We start from the raw sequence: 12849 nt of genomic DNA, 5'->3' as shown, positions 1-12849 counted from the left end.
ACGGCCCCCGTCCGCCCGCTGCTGCACGGCGGGCGGGGAAGTGACGCGGCTCACAGCGGGCCCCGGCCGCCTCCCCGGCTGTCCCAGGCCGTCCCATCCGTCGAAGGGCACACCGCCATGCTCACCACCGACTTCCCCATCGGCTCGCCCTGCTGGATCGACCTGGGCAGCCCGGACATCCCCGCCACGGCCGCGTTCTACAGCACGGTCTTCGGCTGGACGTTCCTGGAGATCCCCGACACCGGTGGCTACGGCTTCGTCCAGCTGAACGGGAAGACCGTCGGCGCGATCGGCTCGCTCAACGAGGGTGACCCGTCCACCTGGACGACGTACTTCCGCAGCTCCGACGCGGACGCCACCGCCAATGCCGTCCGGCAGGCCGGCGGCAAGGTCCTGGTCGAGCCGATGGACGTGATGCAGGAGGGCCGACTGGCGCAGTTCTCGGACCCGCAGGGCGCCCGGTTCGCCGTCTGGCAGTCCGGCAACACCAAGGGCCTGGACGCCGTGTCGGAGGAGGGCGCCCTGGTCTGGGCCGAACTGCACACCTCCGACCAGGACGGCGCCTTCGCCTTCTACCGGCAGCTGTTCGGCTGGCGGGTGGAGAACTTCGAGCCGTCGCCGGGCATGACCTACCGGGTGCTCTCCACCGCCGAGGGCGACCAGCGGGACACCAGCTTCGGCGGCATCGCCCCGACGATGTCCCCGGAGCAGCCCTCCGCCTGGACGCCGTACTTCGCCGCCGAGGACGTGGACGCGGTGATCGCCAGGGCGACGGCGGCCGGCGGCTCGGTGCTGATGCCGGCCGCGGACGTGGAGAACGTCGGCCGGCTGGCCTGGCTGGCGGACCCGAACGGCGCCCCCTTCGCGCTGATCAAGGGCGAGCCCCAGGAGTCCTGAGGGTGCGGCGAGGGCCCGCGGTTCCGGGAACCGCGGGCCCTCGTCACGCACGGAACGCGCACGGAACGCGCGCGCCGAACGTCAGCGCACACGCAAACGAACACTCCGAACGTCAGCGCACGCGCGGAACGCACACGCACGCGCCGAACGTCAGCGCACCGGGTGCCCGGCCTCGCGCAGCGCGCCCTTGACGTCGCCGATCCGCAGGTCCCCGAAGTGGAACACGCTGGCGGCCAGCACCGCGTCCGCGCCCGCCTCGACGGCCGGCGCGAAGTCGGCGAGCCTGCCCGCTCCGCCGGAGGCGATCACCGGCACCGAGACGGCCTTGCGCACGGCCCGGATCATCTCCAGGTCGTAGCCGTCCTTGGTGCCGTCGGCGTCCATCGAGTTGAGCAGGATCTCGCCCGCGCCCAACTCGGCGGCGCGGCCCGCCCATTCGACGGCGTCCAGGCCGGTGCCCTGCCGCCCGCCGTGCGTGGTGACCTCGTAGCCCGACTCGGTCTCCGTCCCGGGCGGGCAGCGCCGGGCGTCCACCGAGAGCACCAGGACCTGCCGGCCGAAGCGCTTGGCGATCTCGCGGATCAGCTCGGGCCGGGCGATGGCCGCGGTGTTGACGCCGACCTTGTCGGCGCCGGCCCGCAGCAGCTTGTCGACGTCCTCGACGGCACGGATGCCGCCGCCCACCGTCAGCGGGATGAAGACCTGCTCGGCGGTGCGGCGGACCACGTCGTAGGTGGTCTCCCGGTCGCCGGAGGAGGCGGTGATGTCGAGGAAGGTGAGCTCGTCGGCGCCTTCGGCGTCGTAGAGCTTGGCCATCTCGACCGGGTCGCCGGCGTCGCGCAGGTTCTGGAAGTTGACGCCCTTGACCACCCGCCCGGCGTCGACGTCCAGGCAGGGGATGACACGTACTGCGAGGGTCACGGCTGTTCGCCTTCCAGGGCTTCCAGGGTTTCCAGTGCTTCCAGGGTCTTCGCCAGCCCGGACCGGTAGGCGTCGAGCTCGATCTCGACCATCATCCGGGAGTCGATGAGTCCCTCGACCACCACCATGGTGGCCGCCGGGCGTGCGGCGTCGAAGAGTTCACGGTGGGCGCGGCCCACCTCCTCGGCGTCGCGGACGTGGGTGATGTACATCCGGGTGCGGACCACGTCGTCGATGGTCAGACCGTACGCGGCCAGGGCCTTGAGCCCGACGCCGAACGCGGCGAGGGTCTGCCGGTACGGGTCGCCCTCGTGCTCGATCCGGCCGTCCACCCAGGCGGTGGAGCCGGCCACGTGCACGTGGTCCCCCGCGGCGACCGCCCGGGAGTAGCCGAACTCGTCCTCCCAGGGGGAGAATCCGCCGACCCGGCCGCGCACGACCGCGCCGTGCCCGACCGCGCCGTGTTCGACCTCGCCGCGTACGATCCGACCATCCGTCATCCTGAAACCGCCTCCAGGGCCTCTTCGAGGGTGAACTTCTGCTCGTAGAGTGCCTTGCCCACGATGGCTCCCTCGACACCCTCACCGACGAGCGAGGAGATGGCGCGCAGGTCGTCGAGCGAGGAGACGCCGCCGGAGGCGACCACGGGCTTGGCGGTCGCGGCGCAGACGTCGCGCAGCAGCTGGAGGTTGGGGCCGGTCAGGGTGCCGTCCCGGTTGACGTCGGTGACGACGTAGCGGGCGCAGCCCTCCTGGTCGAGGCGCTCCAGCACCTCGAAGAGCTGGCCGCCGTCGCGGGTCCAGCCGCGGCCGCGCAGGGTGGTGCCGACGACGTCCAGGCCGACGGCGATCTTGTCGCCGTGCTCGGCGATGGCCTTGGCGACCCACTCCGGGGCTTCCAGGGCGGCGGTGCCGAGGTTGACCCGGGTGCAGCCGGTGGCGAGCGCGCGGGCGAGCGACTCGTCGTCGCGGATGCCGCCGGACAGCTCGACCTTGATGTCCAGCCGGCCGGTGACGTCGCGCAGCAGCTCGTAGTTGGAGCCGGTGCCGAAGGCGGCGTCCAGGTCGACCAGGTGCAGCCACTCGGCGCCGGCGTTCTGCCAGGCGAGGGCGGCGGCGAGCGGCTCGCCGAAGGAGGTCTCGGTGCCGGAGGCGCCCTTGACCAGGCGGACGGCCTGACCGTCCCGGACGTCGACGGCGGGCAGCAGTTCGAGGCTCATCAGATCCAACTCTCAGACAGTCAGAGGGTGTTGACCCAGTTGGTCAGCAGGGCGGCGCCGGCGTCACCGGACTTCTCGGGGTGGAACTGGGTGGCCCAGAGCGGGCCGTTCTCGACGGCCGCGACGAACGGCTGCCCGTGGGTGGCCCAGGTGACCAGCGGCGGGTTGATCCGCGCGCTGTGGGCCTCCAGTTCCCAGTGCCGCACCCCGTAGGAGTGCACGAAGTAGAAGCGGGTCTGCGGGTCGAGGCCGGCGAACATCCGGCTCTCCGCGGGCGCGTCCACGGTGTTCCAGCCCATGTGCGGGACGACGGGGGCGTCCAGCGGCTCCACGGTGCCCGGCCACTCGTCGCAGCCGGCCGTCTCCACGCCGTGCTCGACCCCCTTCTCGAAGAGGATCTGCATGCCGACGCAGATGCCCATGACCGGTCGGCCGCCGGCGAGCCGGCGGCCCACGATCCAGTCCCCGCGGACGGACTTGAGTCCGCGCATGCAGGCCTCGAAGGCGCCCACGCCGGGGACGAGCAGACCGTCCGCGGCCATCGCGGTGTCGTAGTCGGAGCTGACGGTGACGTCCGCTCCGGTCCGCTCCAGGGCGCGCTGCGCCGAGCGGAGGTTGCCGGAGCCGTAGTCGAGGACGACGACGTTCTTGCCCATGTTCAGGTGTCCAGTCTCTGTGCGGCGGGCGGCGGGTCCCGGGCGGCGGGTCTACAGGCGCAGGAGGCCGGAGGCCAGGCACATCACGGAGCCGAAGGCGAGCACCAGGATGACGCTCTTCGAGTGCTTCTGCTTCCAGAAGGAGATGACTCCGCCGGCCAGGAAGAGGCCGACGAAGATGAGGATCATCGCGGTATTGCTCACAGCGCACCCTTGGTCGACGGGAGGATTCCGGCCGCGCGCGGGTCGCGCTCGGCGGCGTAGCGCAGCGCCCGGGCCAGCGCCTTGAACTGGCACTCCACGATGTGGTGCGCGTTGCGCCCGTACGGCACGTGGACGTGCAGCGCGATCTGCGCCTGGGCCACGAAGGACTCCAGGATGTGCCGGGTCATCGTGGTGTCGTACGAGCCGATCATCGGCGCGATGCCCTCGGGCTCGGTGTGCACCAGGTACGGCCGGCCGGAGAGGTCCACGGTGACCTGGGCGAGCGACTCGTCCAGCGGCACCGTGCAGTTGCCGAAGCGGTAGATGCCCACCTTGTCGCCGAGCGCCTGCTTGAAGGCGGCGCCGAGCGCGAGGGCGGTGTCCTCGATGGTGTGGTGGGTGTCGATGTGCAGGTCGCCGTCGGTCTTGACGGTGAGGTCGAACAGGCCGTGCCGGCCGAGCTGGTCGAGCATGTGGTCGTAGAAGCCGACGCCCGTGGAGATGTCGGTCCTCCCGGTGCCGTCGAGGTCTATCTCGACCAGGACCGAGGTCTCCTTGGTGGTGCGCTCGACGCGTCCGATGCGGGACATGGGGGTTACAGCTCCTGACTGGCAGCGCGCGCGGAGCGTGCTCGATCAAGGGTGGGGGTGGGAGACGGGAGGGCGGTGCGGACGGCGTCCAGGAAGGCGTCGTTCTCGGCGGGCGTGCCGGCGGTGACGCGCAGCCACCCGGGGACGCCGTTGTCGCGGACCAGGACGCCCTGGTCGAGGATGGCCTGCCAGACCGCGTGGGTGTCGGCGAAGCGGCCGAACTGGACGAAGTTGGCGTCCGAGTCGGTGACCTCCAGGCCCATTCCCCGCAGCGCGTCGACCAGCCGGTCGCGCTCCTCCTTGAGCCGCCCGACGTACCCCAGCAGGGTGTCGGTGTGCTCCAGGCAGGCCAGCGCGGTGGCCTGGGTGACGGCCGACAGGTGGTACGGCAGGCGCACCAGCTGCACCGCGTCCACCACGGCCGGGTCGGCGGCCAGGTAGCCCAGGCGCAGTCCGGCCGCGCCGAAGGCCTTGGACATGGTGCGGCTGACCACCAGGTTGGGGCGGCCCTCGATCAGCGGCAGCAGCGAGGCGCGGTGCGAGAACTCGACGTACGCCTCGTCCACCACCACCAGGCTGGGCCGGGCGGCCTGCGCGGCCTCGTACAGCCGCAGCACGGTGTCGGCGTCCACGGCGGTGCCGGTCGGGTTGTTGGGTGAGCAGACGAACACCACGTTCGGCCGGTGCTCCGCGATGGCGGTGACGGCGGCGTCCACGTCGATGGTGAAGTCGTCGTTGCGCGGGCCGGAGATCCAGGCCGTGCCGGTGCCCCGGGAGATCAGCGCGTGCATCGAGTACGAGGGCTCGAAGCCGAGCGCGCTGCGGCCGGGGCCGCCGAAGGTCTGCAGCAGCTGCTGGAGCACCTCGTTGGAGCCGTTGGCCGCCCACACCTGCTCACGCCGGACGGGGAAGCCGGTGGTCTTCCCGAGGTACCCGGCGAGGCCCTCGCGCAGCTCGACCGCGTCCCGGTCGGGGTAGCGGTTCAGCCCGCGGGCGGCCTCGGCGACGCGCTCGGCGATCCGGGCGACCAGCTCCTCGGGCAGCGGGTACGGGTTCTCGTTGGTGTTCAGCTGGACGGGCACGTCCAGCTGCGGCGCGCCGTACGGGGACTGGCCGCGCAGCTCGTCCCGGATGGGCAGGTCGTCGATGCGAGTCATGGCAGTCACGCTCCCGGCACCGTCCAGTCGAAGCGGGCCTTGATGGCGTCCCCGTGCCCCGGCAGGTCCTCGGCGTTCGCCAGGGTGACCACGTGCGCGGCGACGTCCGCCAGCGCCTCCCGGTCGTACTCGACGACCTGGACGCCGCGCAGGAAGGTCTGCACCGACAGCCCGGAGGAGTGGCAGGCGCAGCCGCCGGTCGGCAGCACGTGGTTGGAGCCGGCCGCGTAGTCGCCCAGCGAGACCGGGGTCCAGCGGCCGATGAAGATCGCGCCGGCGTTGACCACCCGGGCCGCCACGGCGTGGGCGTCGCGGGTCTGGATCTCCAGGTGCTCGGCCGCGTACGCGTTGACCACGGCGAGGCCCTGCTCCAGGTCGTCGACCAGGATGATGCCGGACTGCCTGCCGCCCAGCGCTTCGGCCACCCGCTCGCCGTGCTTGGTCCTCGCGACCTGCACGGCCAGCTCGGCCTCGACCGCGTCGGCCAGTGCCGGGGAGTCGGTGACCAGCACCGAGCCGGAGGTCGGGCCGTGCTCGGCCTGGCTGATCAGGTCGGCGGCGACGTCGGACGCCAGCGCGCTGTCGTCGGCGAGGACGGCGATCTCGGTCGGGCCGGCCTCGGAGTCGATGCCGATCCGGCCGGCGAAGTAGCGCTTGGCGGCGGCCACGTAGATGTTGCCCGGGCCGGTGACCATGTTCACCGGCGCGCACTCCTCGGTGCCGAGGGCGAACATCGCGACCGCCTGGGCGCCACCGACGGCGTACACCTCCTCCACGCCGAGCAGCGCGCAGGCCGCCAGGATGGCCGGGTGGACGCGGCCGCCGAACTCCTTCTGCGGCGGCGAGCTGACGGCGATGCCCCGGACGCCCGCCGCCTGGGCCGGCACCACGTTCATCACCACGGAGGACGGGTAGACCGCCAGCCCGCCCGGCACGTACAGGCCGACCCGCTCGACCGGCACCCAGCGCTGGGTGACCGTGCCGCCCGGCACCACCTGGGTGGTGTGCCCGGTGCGGCGCTGGTCCGCGTGCACGGCGCGGGCCCGGCGGATCGACTCCTCCAGCGCGGCCCGGACCTTCGGGTCCAGCGTCTCCAGTGCCGCGGTCAGCTGCTCGGCCGGGACCCGGGTCGACTCCAGCCGGACGCCGTCGAAGCGCTCGGTGATCTCGATCAGCGCCGCGACCCCGCGATGGCGTACGTCCTCGGCGATCGGCCGCACCTTCTCCAGGGCGGCCGCGACGTCGAACTCGGCACGGGGCAGCAGGTCACGCGGGTCGTCCAGCGAGCCGCGGAGGTCGATTCGAGAGATCACGCCACCCAGTGTAAGGAGTGGCCGGAACCGCTGGTCCCGCATTTCAGTCCGTGATACGAAGGGCGAGACGACCGGGGGGACGGGGGAAACATGGCGGAGCGTGCTCCGGAGGGCTGGAACGGGGTCGAGCGGAGGCTCTGGGAGGCCTACCGCGAGGGCGAGATCCTGGACCTCCGTACGGGCGAGGCGGAGGCCGACGACCCCTTCGGCGACGCCGTCTGGGGCCCCGAGCGCACCGTCCGCGCCGAGGTGCTCGCCCACCTGCTGCTGGCCGGCCCGGAGCCCGCCGCCGGGCGGGTCGCCTCGCTGCGGCTCAGCGGCGTGCTGGTCACCGGGGCGCTCAAGCTGGCCGGCGCCGACATCGACCGCTACGTCGAGGTCCACGGCTGCCGCTTCGACCAGAAGATCCTGATGTCCGAGGCCGTGGCCTCGACGCTGCGCTTCGTGGGCTGCCTCATCCCCCGGCTGGAGGCCTCCCGGCTCTCCACCACCGGCGACCTCCACCTGGCCCGCTGCCGCGTCCCCGAGGGCATCCGGCTCACCGACTCCAAGATCGGCACCGACCTGCTGCTCAACCAGACGGTGGTCGGCGGCGACCGCTTCGCCCGTGCCGTCTCCGCCGACGGGATCACCGTCAACCAGGACTTCGAGGCCGAACGCCTGGAGACCACGGGCGAGTTGAGCATACGGACGGCCAGGATAGGCGGCCGGCTCTCGCTGCGCGGCGCCCAGCTGCGCGCCGTCCCGGAGAAGAACCGCATCTGCTTCAACGCCGTCCGGGTCAGTGTCGGCCACACCCTGTACCTGACCGGCTCCGCCGACCGCGGCTGGTCCGGCGCCCGCGGCTACTACGGCTCCGGCTACGGCGAGTACCCGCCGCCGGACGGCCCGGTCACCCCGTTCCGCGCCTGGGGCCAGGTCCGCCTCTCCGACTCGCGCTTCGACAGCGCCTGCCTGATCTCCGGCGAGTTCCACCTGGCGGACACCGACGAACTCGCGCTGAGCCGCATCCAGACCCCCGAGCTGCGCTTCACCTGCAAGTTCCGCCCCACCGGCACCGTCTCGCTCTCCCGCGCCCGGGTCGGCAACCTGGTCGACGCCCCGGAGGCGTGGCCGCTCGGCAAGCACCTGCGCCTCACCGGCTTCGTGTACGAGAACCTGCGTCCGGCCCGTCCCTTCACCGTCCAGCAGCGGATCGCCTGGCTGGAGGGCTCCTCGGTGGACTTCCAGCCGGAGTCCTACGAGCAGCTCGCCGCCGCCCTGCGCCGCGACGGCGCCGACGACGACGCCCGCGAGGTGCTGTACGCCAAGCAGCGCCGGCGCCGGCGCACCCTGCCGCTGCCCGCCCGGGTCTGGGGCGCGGTCCAGGACGTCACCGTCGGCTACGGCTACCGGCCCGGCCGGGCGGGACTGTGGCTGCTTCTCGCCTGGATCCTCGGCAGCGTCTGGTTCGCCACCCACCCCCTGGAGCCGCTCAAGGCCGACGAGCGCCCGCACTGGAACCCGGTGCTGTACACCCTCAACCAGCTGCTGCCGATCGTGGACCTCAACCAGGGCGGCTGGAACCCCGCGGGCCTCACCCAGTGGATCTCCGCCGGGCTGGTCGTGATCGGCTGGCTGCTCGCCTCCACGGTCGTCACCGGCGCCACCAGGATGCTCCAGCGCGGCTGAGCCGGCCGACGGGCCGACGGCGGTCGGCGATCGGCCCGTCGGCGGCCGCCTCGTCGACGGCCGACCCCGCAGACCGTGCGACAAGGCCCCCGCCCGGGGAACTACGCTGTCCGCCGTGACAGAACGGCTGCCGCTCTTCCCGCTGAACACCGTGCTCTACCCGGGCCTGGTGCTGCCCCTGAACGTCTTCGAGGAGCGCTACCGCCGTCTCGTCGCCGACCTGCTCGAACAGTCCGAGGACACCCCCCGGCGGTTCGGCGTGCTCGCGATCAGGGACGGCCGGGAGGTCGCCCCGGTCAGACCCGAGGGCGGCCCGGCCGGCCCGCTGGACGGCCTCGGCACCGCCACCGGGGACCCCTTGGAGGCGATGTTCCACATCGGCTGCGTCGCCGACATCGCCTCGGTCGAGCACCAGCCGGACGGCCGCTACGAGCTGCTGGTCACCGGCACCACCCGGTTCCGGCTGCGCTCGGCGGACGTCTCCGGCCCGTACCTGACCGGTGAGATCGAGTCGATCGAGGAGCGCCCCGGCGAGGGCTCCGGCGCGCTGGCCTCCGAGGTCGAGCGGGCGTTCCGGGTCTACCAGAAGCGCCTGGCCGGCGCCCGCGAGGCCAGCACCGTCGGCCACCAGGAGCTCCCGGACGACCCTCAGGTGCTCTCCTACCTGGTCGCCGCCGCCTCGGTGTTCGAGACCCCGGTCAAGCAGCAGCTGCTCGCCTGCCCGGACAACGCCCAGCGGCTGCGCGCCGAACTCGACCTGCTGCGCCGCGAGAGCGCCGTCCTCAGCTGGCTGCCCTCGCTGCCCGCCACCGACCTCACCCGCCAGCGCTTCAGCCCCAACTGACCGAGGACCCCGAGGACCCGACATGGCCAAGAAGCCCAGGAAGGGCGGCCAGGGCACGCCCGCCACCGTCGCCCTGGAAGCCGCCGCCGTCCCGTTCACCGTGCACGCCTACGACCACGACCCGGCCGCCGCCTCCTACGGCGGCGAGGCCGCCGAGGTCCTCGGCATCGCCCCCGAGCGGGTCTTCAAGACCCTCGTCGCCGACGTGGACGGCACCCTCACCGTCGGCGTGGTCCCGGTCGCCGGCCAGCTCGACCTCAAGGCCCTGGCGGCGGCCGTCGGCGGCAAGCGCGCCGCCATGGCCGACCCGGCCGCCGCCGAGCGCAGCAGCGGCTACGTCCTCGGCGGCATCTCCCCGCTGGGCCAGCGCCGCCCGCTGCGGACCGTCGTCGACGCCAGCGCGCTCGGCCACCCCACCGTCTACGTCTCGGCGGGCCGCCGCGGCCTCGAAGTCGAACTGGCCCCGGGCGACCTCGTCACCCTCACCAGGGCCAGCACCGCCCCCATCGCCCGCTGAGCGCTGCCGAGCACCTTCCGGGCCCTGCCGAGCGCCCCCGGAGCCCCTCCCCCGCGAAAGCGGCGGCTCGGGGGCTCGGGGGACGACGCGTACGTCAGTGCCCCGTACCGCTCCCCGTTCCCGTCCCCGGCTGCGACCCCGCTCCCGGGTACGGCCCGGCCCACGGCCCCGTCGGCGCCCCCGCCGGAGGCACCCCCAGCGGCGACTGCGCCACCGGCGCCCAGTACGGCGGCGGGTCCTCCTCGCGCTTCCCGAACGCCGCCGAGAGCAGGAGCAGCACCACCATCGCCGTCATCGGCCAGACCAGCAGCGCACCCAGTGCACCCAGGTCGATGCCCGCGTCGAAGTGCCCGCCGTTGCCGACCCGCCGGGCCTCGCCGATCAGGTCGTTGCCCGGCCCGAGCCAGCGCCCGATCCGCCAGGCCCCGATCGACCCGAGCAGCCCGCCGACGGTCAGCCCCAGCGCGACCGCGATGCCGCCGCCGCGCCTGCGGGTGATCAGGAAGGCGCCGAGCGCGGTCAGGATCCCGGCCCCCAGGCAGATGAGCACGAACACCGCGTCGGCGCCGGCCCGCTGCTCCCCCTCGGGGTCGGCGTAGAGGATGCGGTCCCCGTCCACCACCAGCGGCACCTTCGGCGCCAGCCAGGCCCACAGCCCGGCCACCACCAGACCGGCCACCAGGCAGGCGACCACGACCCCCGCCCCGACCCGGACCTCCGGCAGCAGCCGCTGCCCCAGCGGGGTCGTCCCGTGCCCGAGGGCGGTGGCCCCGTACGGCGGCGCGAACGGGTCGGACGCTGCGTCCGGCACCGCCTGCGCATCGCGCGCGTCGTGCACGCCGTGCGGGCCGTGCACGTCGGCGGGGGCGGGATCCGGAGGTGTGTTCGGTACGGTCACGGACCCCATCGTTTCACGACGGCCACTCGAACGACCCACCACCGTACCGACCGCCGTACCGGGCCCGCACCGGCCCGTGCCGCCCGGGACCGGGCAGCGACCGCGGGACGGCCCGCCGCGCAACGCCCTACCGCGAGACCGCCCGCCGGTACGCCCAGGTGGCGACGGCCAGCGACACCACGCCCACCCCCGCGCAGACCGCCAGGTCCCCGAGCACCAGCGCCCAGTCCGGATCCGGCGCGAACGTCCGCGCGAAGGCGTCCACCCCGTACGTGGACGGCAGCAGGTCCCGCAGCCACTGCACCGGCTGCGGCAGGTGGTTCACCGGCAGCACGCCCAGCAGCAGGGCCGCCGACATCCCGAGCTGCCCGAGCATCGTCGCGATCTCCTGGCGCGGCGCCAGCAGGCCGCAGGCCGCTCCCAGCCCGGACAGCGCGGCCCCGGCCAGCGGCACGACCGCCAGCAGCACCCACAGCTGCCCGAGCGGCAACCCGAACATCACCGCCCCGAACACCGCCGTGACGAGCGTCCCGGGCAGGGTGAAGGAGGCGTACGCGGCGGCCGCCCCCAGCACCACCGAGGCGGCCGGCACCGGCAGCGTCGCGTAGTGGTCGAGCCCGCCGGTGGCCCGCAGCTTCCCGAAGTACTGGGCGAGCAGGTTCAGCGCGACGAAGGCCACCACCAGCACGCTCGACCCGGCGACCACCGACCGCGCCTCCGAGGACTGCCCGGCGTCCACCACGCCCCGCATCATCACCAGGATGCCCACGGACTGGAAGGTGGCCACGAACAGCAGCGGGATGCGCGCCACCCGTGCCCGGGCGAGCTGCGCCCGGTACACGGCCGCGAGCGCCGGCAGCAGCCTGGCCGCGGGGGCGAGCGGAGCGGGGGCGGCCGTGGACCGGTCGGTCCGCGGGGGCACCGAGAGCAGCGTCACTTGGCCAGTCCTCCGTGGCGGCCGCCCAGCTTGAGGTACGCGTCCTCAAGGCTCGGGGTGGCGAGGGTGAAGTCGTCGAGGGCGGCGAAGGCCGGGCCGGTGGTGACGGCGGCGACCAGTTCGCGGGCCTGCTCGGGGGTGGTGCGGACGGTCCAGCGGCGGCCGGTGCACTCGGCCCGCTCGCGCAGCGCGGCGACGGCGGGCACGCCGACCGGCGCCTCGTCCCGCCAGACCAGGTCGAGCCGGACGTCACCGTCCACCAGCGCCTTGAGCCCGCCGGGCGTGTCGCAGGCGATCACCCGGCCGTCGTCCACCACGGCGACCCGGTCGAGCACCGTCTCCGCCTCGATCACGTTGTGGGTGACCAGCAGCACCGTCGTCCCGTGCTCGGCGCGCCGCCGGTCCACGGCGCTCCACACGGCCCGCCGGGCGACGGGGTCCATGCCGGTGGTGGGCTCGTCCAGGACGAGCAGCGGCCGGTCCCCCACCAGGGCGGCCGCGAAGCAGGCGAGCCGCCGCTGTCCGCCGGACAGCATGGCGAGCGGCCGGGTGGCGATCGGCTCCAGCCCGAGCTCCGTCAGCACGTCCGCGGCCGTACCGCGGGCCTGGGCCCGGGTGAGTCCGCGCAGCCGTCCGGTGGTCTCGGCGGCGAGCGCCACCGTCAGCTCGTCCAGCGCGGTGGATTCCTGCCCGAGGTAGCCGAGCAGCCGGGCGGCCCGCTCGGGGTGCCGCACGATGTCGTGGCCGAAGAGTTCGACGGATCCCGAGTCGGGGCGCAGCAGCCCGGTGAGCTGGCGCACCAGCGTCGACTTCCCGGCTCCGTTGGGCCCGAGCAGCCCGAAGATCTCGCCCCTGCGGACGGTGAGGGTGATCCCGTCGTTGGCCCGGATCTCGGTGGCGGCCGCGCCGCGCCCGCTGCGGTAGGTCCTGACCAGGTCGCGCACGACGGCGCACGGCTGGGGTTCCTCGGGTGCTCGCCCGGCCGTCTCGTTCACGACCGACGACTCTACGCGCTCGTACGGGCG

General features: G+C 73.7%; 15 protein-coding genes. 4 read left to right on the top strand and 11 right to left on the bottom strand.

What is annotated here, in order from left to right; translation table 11 throughout:
* Positions 1–897: VOC family protein (locus ACFVHV_RS31665; protein ID WP_380355632.1), on the top strand; the 897-nt coding region annotated here is incomplete at its 5' end.
* A gap of 150 nt (positions 898–1047) precedes the next feature.
* Here the strand turns inward: ACFVHV_RS31665 and hisF are convergent.
* The 8 genes from hisF to hisD are packed head-to-tail and all read right to left on the bottom strand — an operon-like array spanning position 1048 to position 6957.
* Complete coding sequence (hisF, locus tag ACFVHV_RS31660; RefSeq protein WP_359908289.1) at positions 1048–1818, bottom strand: imidazole glycerol phosphate synthase subunit HisF; 771 nt, start codon at positions 1816–1818, stop codon at positions 1048–1050.
* Positions 1815–2318 (bottom strand): RidA family protein, encoded by a 504-nt coding sequence (locus tag ACFVHV_RS31655; RefSeq protein ID WP_359908292.1) that lies wholly within the window; start codon positions 2316–2318, stop codon positions 1815–1817. Before ACFVHV_RS31655 ends, hisF begins: the two co-directional genes overlap by 4 nt.
* Complete coding sequence (gene priA / locus ACFVHV_RS31650) at positions 2315–3037, bottom strand: bifunctional 1-(5-phosphoribosyl)-5-((5-phosphoribosylamino)methylideneamino)imidazole-4-carboxamide isomerase/phosphoribosylanthranilate isomerase PriA (RefSeq protein WP_380355628.1); 723 nt, start codon at positions 3035–3037, stop codon at positions 2315–2317. The genes ACFVHV_RS31655 and priA overlap by 4 nt, the downstream gene beginning before the upstream one ends.
* A gap of 20 nt (positions 3038–3057) precedes the next feature.
* Positions 3058–3693 carry an imidazole glycerol phosphate synthase subunit HisH gene (gene hisH / locus ACFVHV_RS31645; protein ID WP_359908295.1) on the bottom strand — a complete coding sequence of 212 codons (636 nt, stop codon included), beginning with the start codon at positions 3691–3693 and terminating at the stop codon, positions 3058–3060.
* A 51-nt stretch (positions 3694–3744) separates the two neighbouring features.
* Positions 3745–3897: a hypothetical protein gene (locus ACFVHV_RS31640; RefSeq protein ID WP_359908297.1), complete on the bottom strand. Its 153-nt coding sequence runs from the start codon at positions 3895–3897 to the stop codon at positions 3745–3747.
* Entirely contained in the window at positions 3894–4487 is a 594-nt protein-coding gene (gene hisB, locus ACFVHV_RS31635) for an imidazoleglycerol-phosphate dehydratase HisB (protein WP_049650368.1), read from the bottom strand. Before hisB ends, ACFVHV_RS31640 begins: the two co-directional genes overlap by 4 nt.
* 5 nt (positions 4488–4492) lie before the next feature.
* Positions 4493–5644, bottom strand: a complete 1152-nt coding sequence (locus ACFVHV_RS31630; protein ID WP_359908300.1) for a histidinol-phosphate transaminase — start codon at positions 5642–5644, stop codon at positions 4493–4495.
* Between the two features lie 5 nt (positions 5645–5649).
* The gene (hisD, locus tag ACFVHV_RS31625) at positions 5650–6957 is read right to left on the bottom strand and encodes a histidinol dehydrogenase (protein ID WP_359908303.1); all 1308 of its coding nucleotides are present in this window, start codon (positions 6955–6957) and stop codon (positions 5650–5652) included.
* Positions 6958–7047: 90 nt separating this feature from the next.
* Here hisD and ACFVHV_RS31620 point away from each other — a divergent pair, with 90 nt between their 5' ends.
* From ACFVHV_RS31620 to ybaK, 3 genes are all read left to right on the top strand, one after another.
* Positions 7048–8628: an oxidoreductase gene (locus ACFVHV_RS31620; RefSeq protein ID WP_380355623.1), complete on the top strand. Its 1581-nt coding sequence runs from the start codon at positions 7048–7050 to the stop codon at positions 8626–8628.
* Positions 8629–8743: 115 nt separating this feature from the next.
* Positions 8744–9472: an LON peptidase substrate-binding domain-containing protein gene (locus ACFVHV_RS31615; RefSeq protein ID WP_359908309.1), complete on the top strand. Its 729-nt coding sequence runs from the start codon at positions 8744–8746 to the stop codon at positions 9470–9472.
* A gap of 22 nt (positions 9473–9494) precedes the next feature.
* Positions 9495–9989 (top strand): Cys-tRNA(Pro) deacylase, encoded by a 495-nt coding sequence (ybaK, locus tag ACFVHV_RS31610; RefSeq protein ID WP_359908312.1) that lies wholly within the window; start codon positions 9495–9497, stop codon positions 9987–9989.
* A 94-nt stretch (positions 9990–10083) separates the two neighbouring features.
* Here the strand turns inward: ybaK and ACFVHV_RS31605 are convergent, their stop codons facing one another.
* The 3 genes from ACFVHV_RS31605 to ACFVHV_RS31595 all read right to left on the bottom strand — a co-directional run bounded on the left by ACFVHV_RS31605 (position 10084) and on the right by ACFVHV_RS31595 (position 12819).
* Positions 10084–10887 (bottom strand): hypothetical protein, encoded by an 804-nt coding sequence (locus ACFVHV_RS31605; RefSeq protein WP_359908315.1) that lies wholly within the window; start codon positions 10885–10887, stop codon positions 10084–10086.
* Between the two features lie 127 nt (positions 10888–11014).
* The gene (locus tag ACFVHV_RS31600) at positions 11015–11824 is read right to left on the bottom strand and encodes an ABC transporter permease (RefSeq protein WP_380355618.1); all 810 of its coding nucleotides are present in this window, start codon (positions 11822–11824) and stop codon (positions 11015–11017) included.
* The gene (locus ACFVHV_RS31595) at positions 11821–12819 is read right to left on the bottom strand and encodes an ABC transporter ATP-binding protein (protein WP_380355615.1); all 999 of its coding nucleotides are present in this window, start codon (positions 12817–12819) and stop codon (positions 11821–11823) included. The genes ACFVHV_RS31600 and ACFVHV_RS31595 overlap by 4 nt, the downstream gene beginning before the upstream one ends.
* Positions 12820–12849: the final 30 nt, after the last annotated feature.

The sequence above is a fragment of the Kitasatospora sp. NPDC127116 genome (assembly GCF_042677365.1).
GTDB classification, from domain to species: Bacteria; Actinomycetota; Actinomycetes; order Streptomycetales; family Streptomycetaceae; genus Kitasatospora; species Kitasatospora lactacystinica.
The sequence above is the reverse complement of the archived record's forward strand: the minus strand, read 5'-3'. Positions and strand labels throughout refer to the sequence as shown.

Excerpts from the sequence above, each read along its gene's own strand:
- ACFVHV_RS31630 (WP_359908300.1), bottom strand. The coding sequence starts at position 5,644 with ATGACTCGCATCGACGACCTGCCCATCCGGGACGAGCTGCGCGGCCAG.
- ACFVHV_RS31620 (WP_380355623.1), top strand. The coding sequence starts at position 7,048 with ATGGCGGAGCGTGCTCCGGAGGGCTGGAACGGGGTCGAGCGGAGGCTC.
- ybaK (WP_359908312.1), top strand. The coding sequence starts at position 9,495 with ATGGCCAAGAAGCCCAGGAAGGGCGGCCAGGGCACGCCCGCCACCGTC.
- priA (WP_380355628.1), bottom strand. The coding sequence starts at position 3,037 with ATGAGCCTCGAACTGCTGCCCGCCGTCGACGTCCGGGACGGTCAGGCC.
- hisH (WP_359908295.1), bottom strand. The coding sequence starts at position 3,693 with ATGGGCAAGAACGTCGTCGTCCTCGACTACGGCTCCGGCAACCTCCGC.
- hisB (WP_049650368.1), bottom strand. The coding sequence starts at position 4,487 with ATGTCCCGCATCGGACGCGTCGAGCGCACCACCAAGGAGACCTCGGTC.
- ACFVHV_RS31655 (WP_359908292.1), bottom strand. The coding sequence starts at position 2,318 with ATGACGGATGGTCGGATCGTACGCGGCGAGGTCGAACACGGCGCGGTC.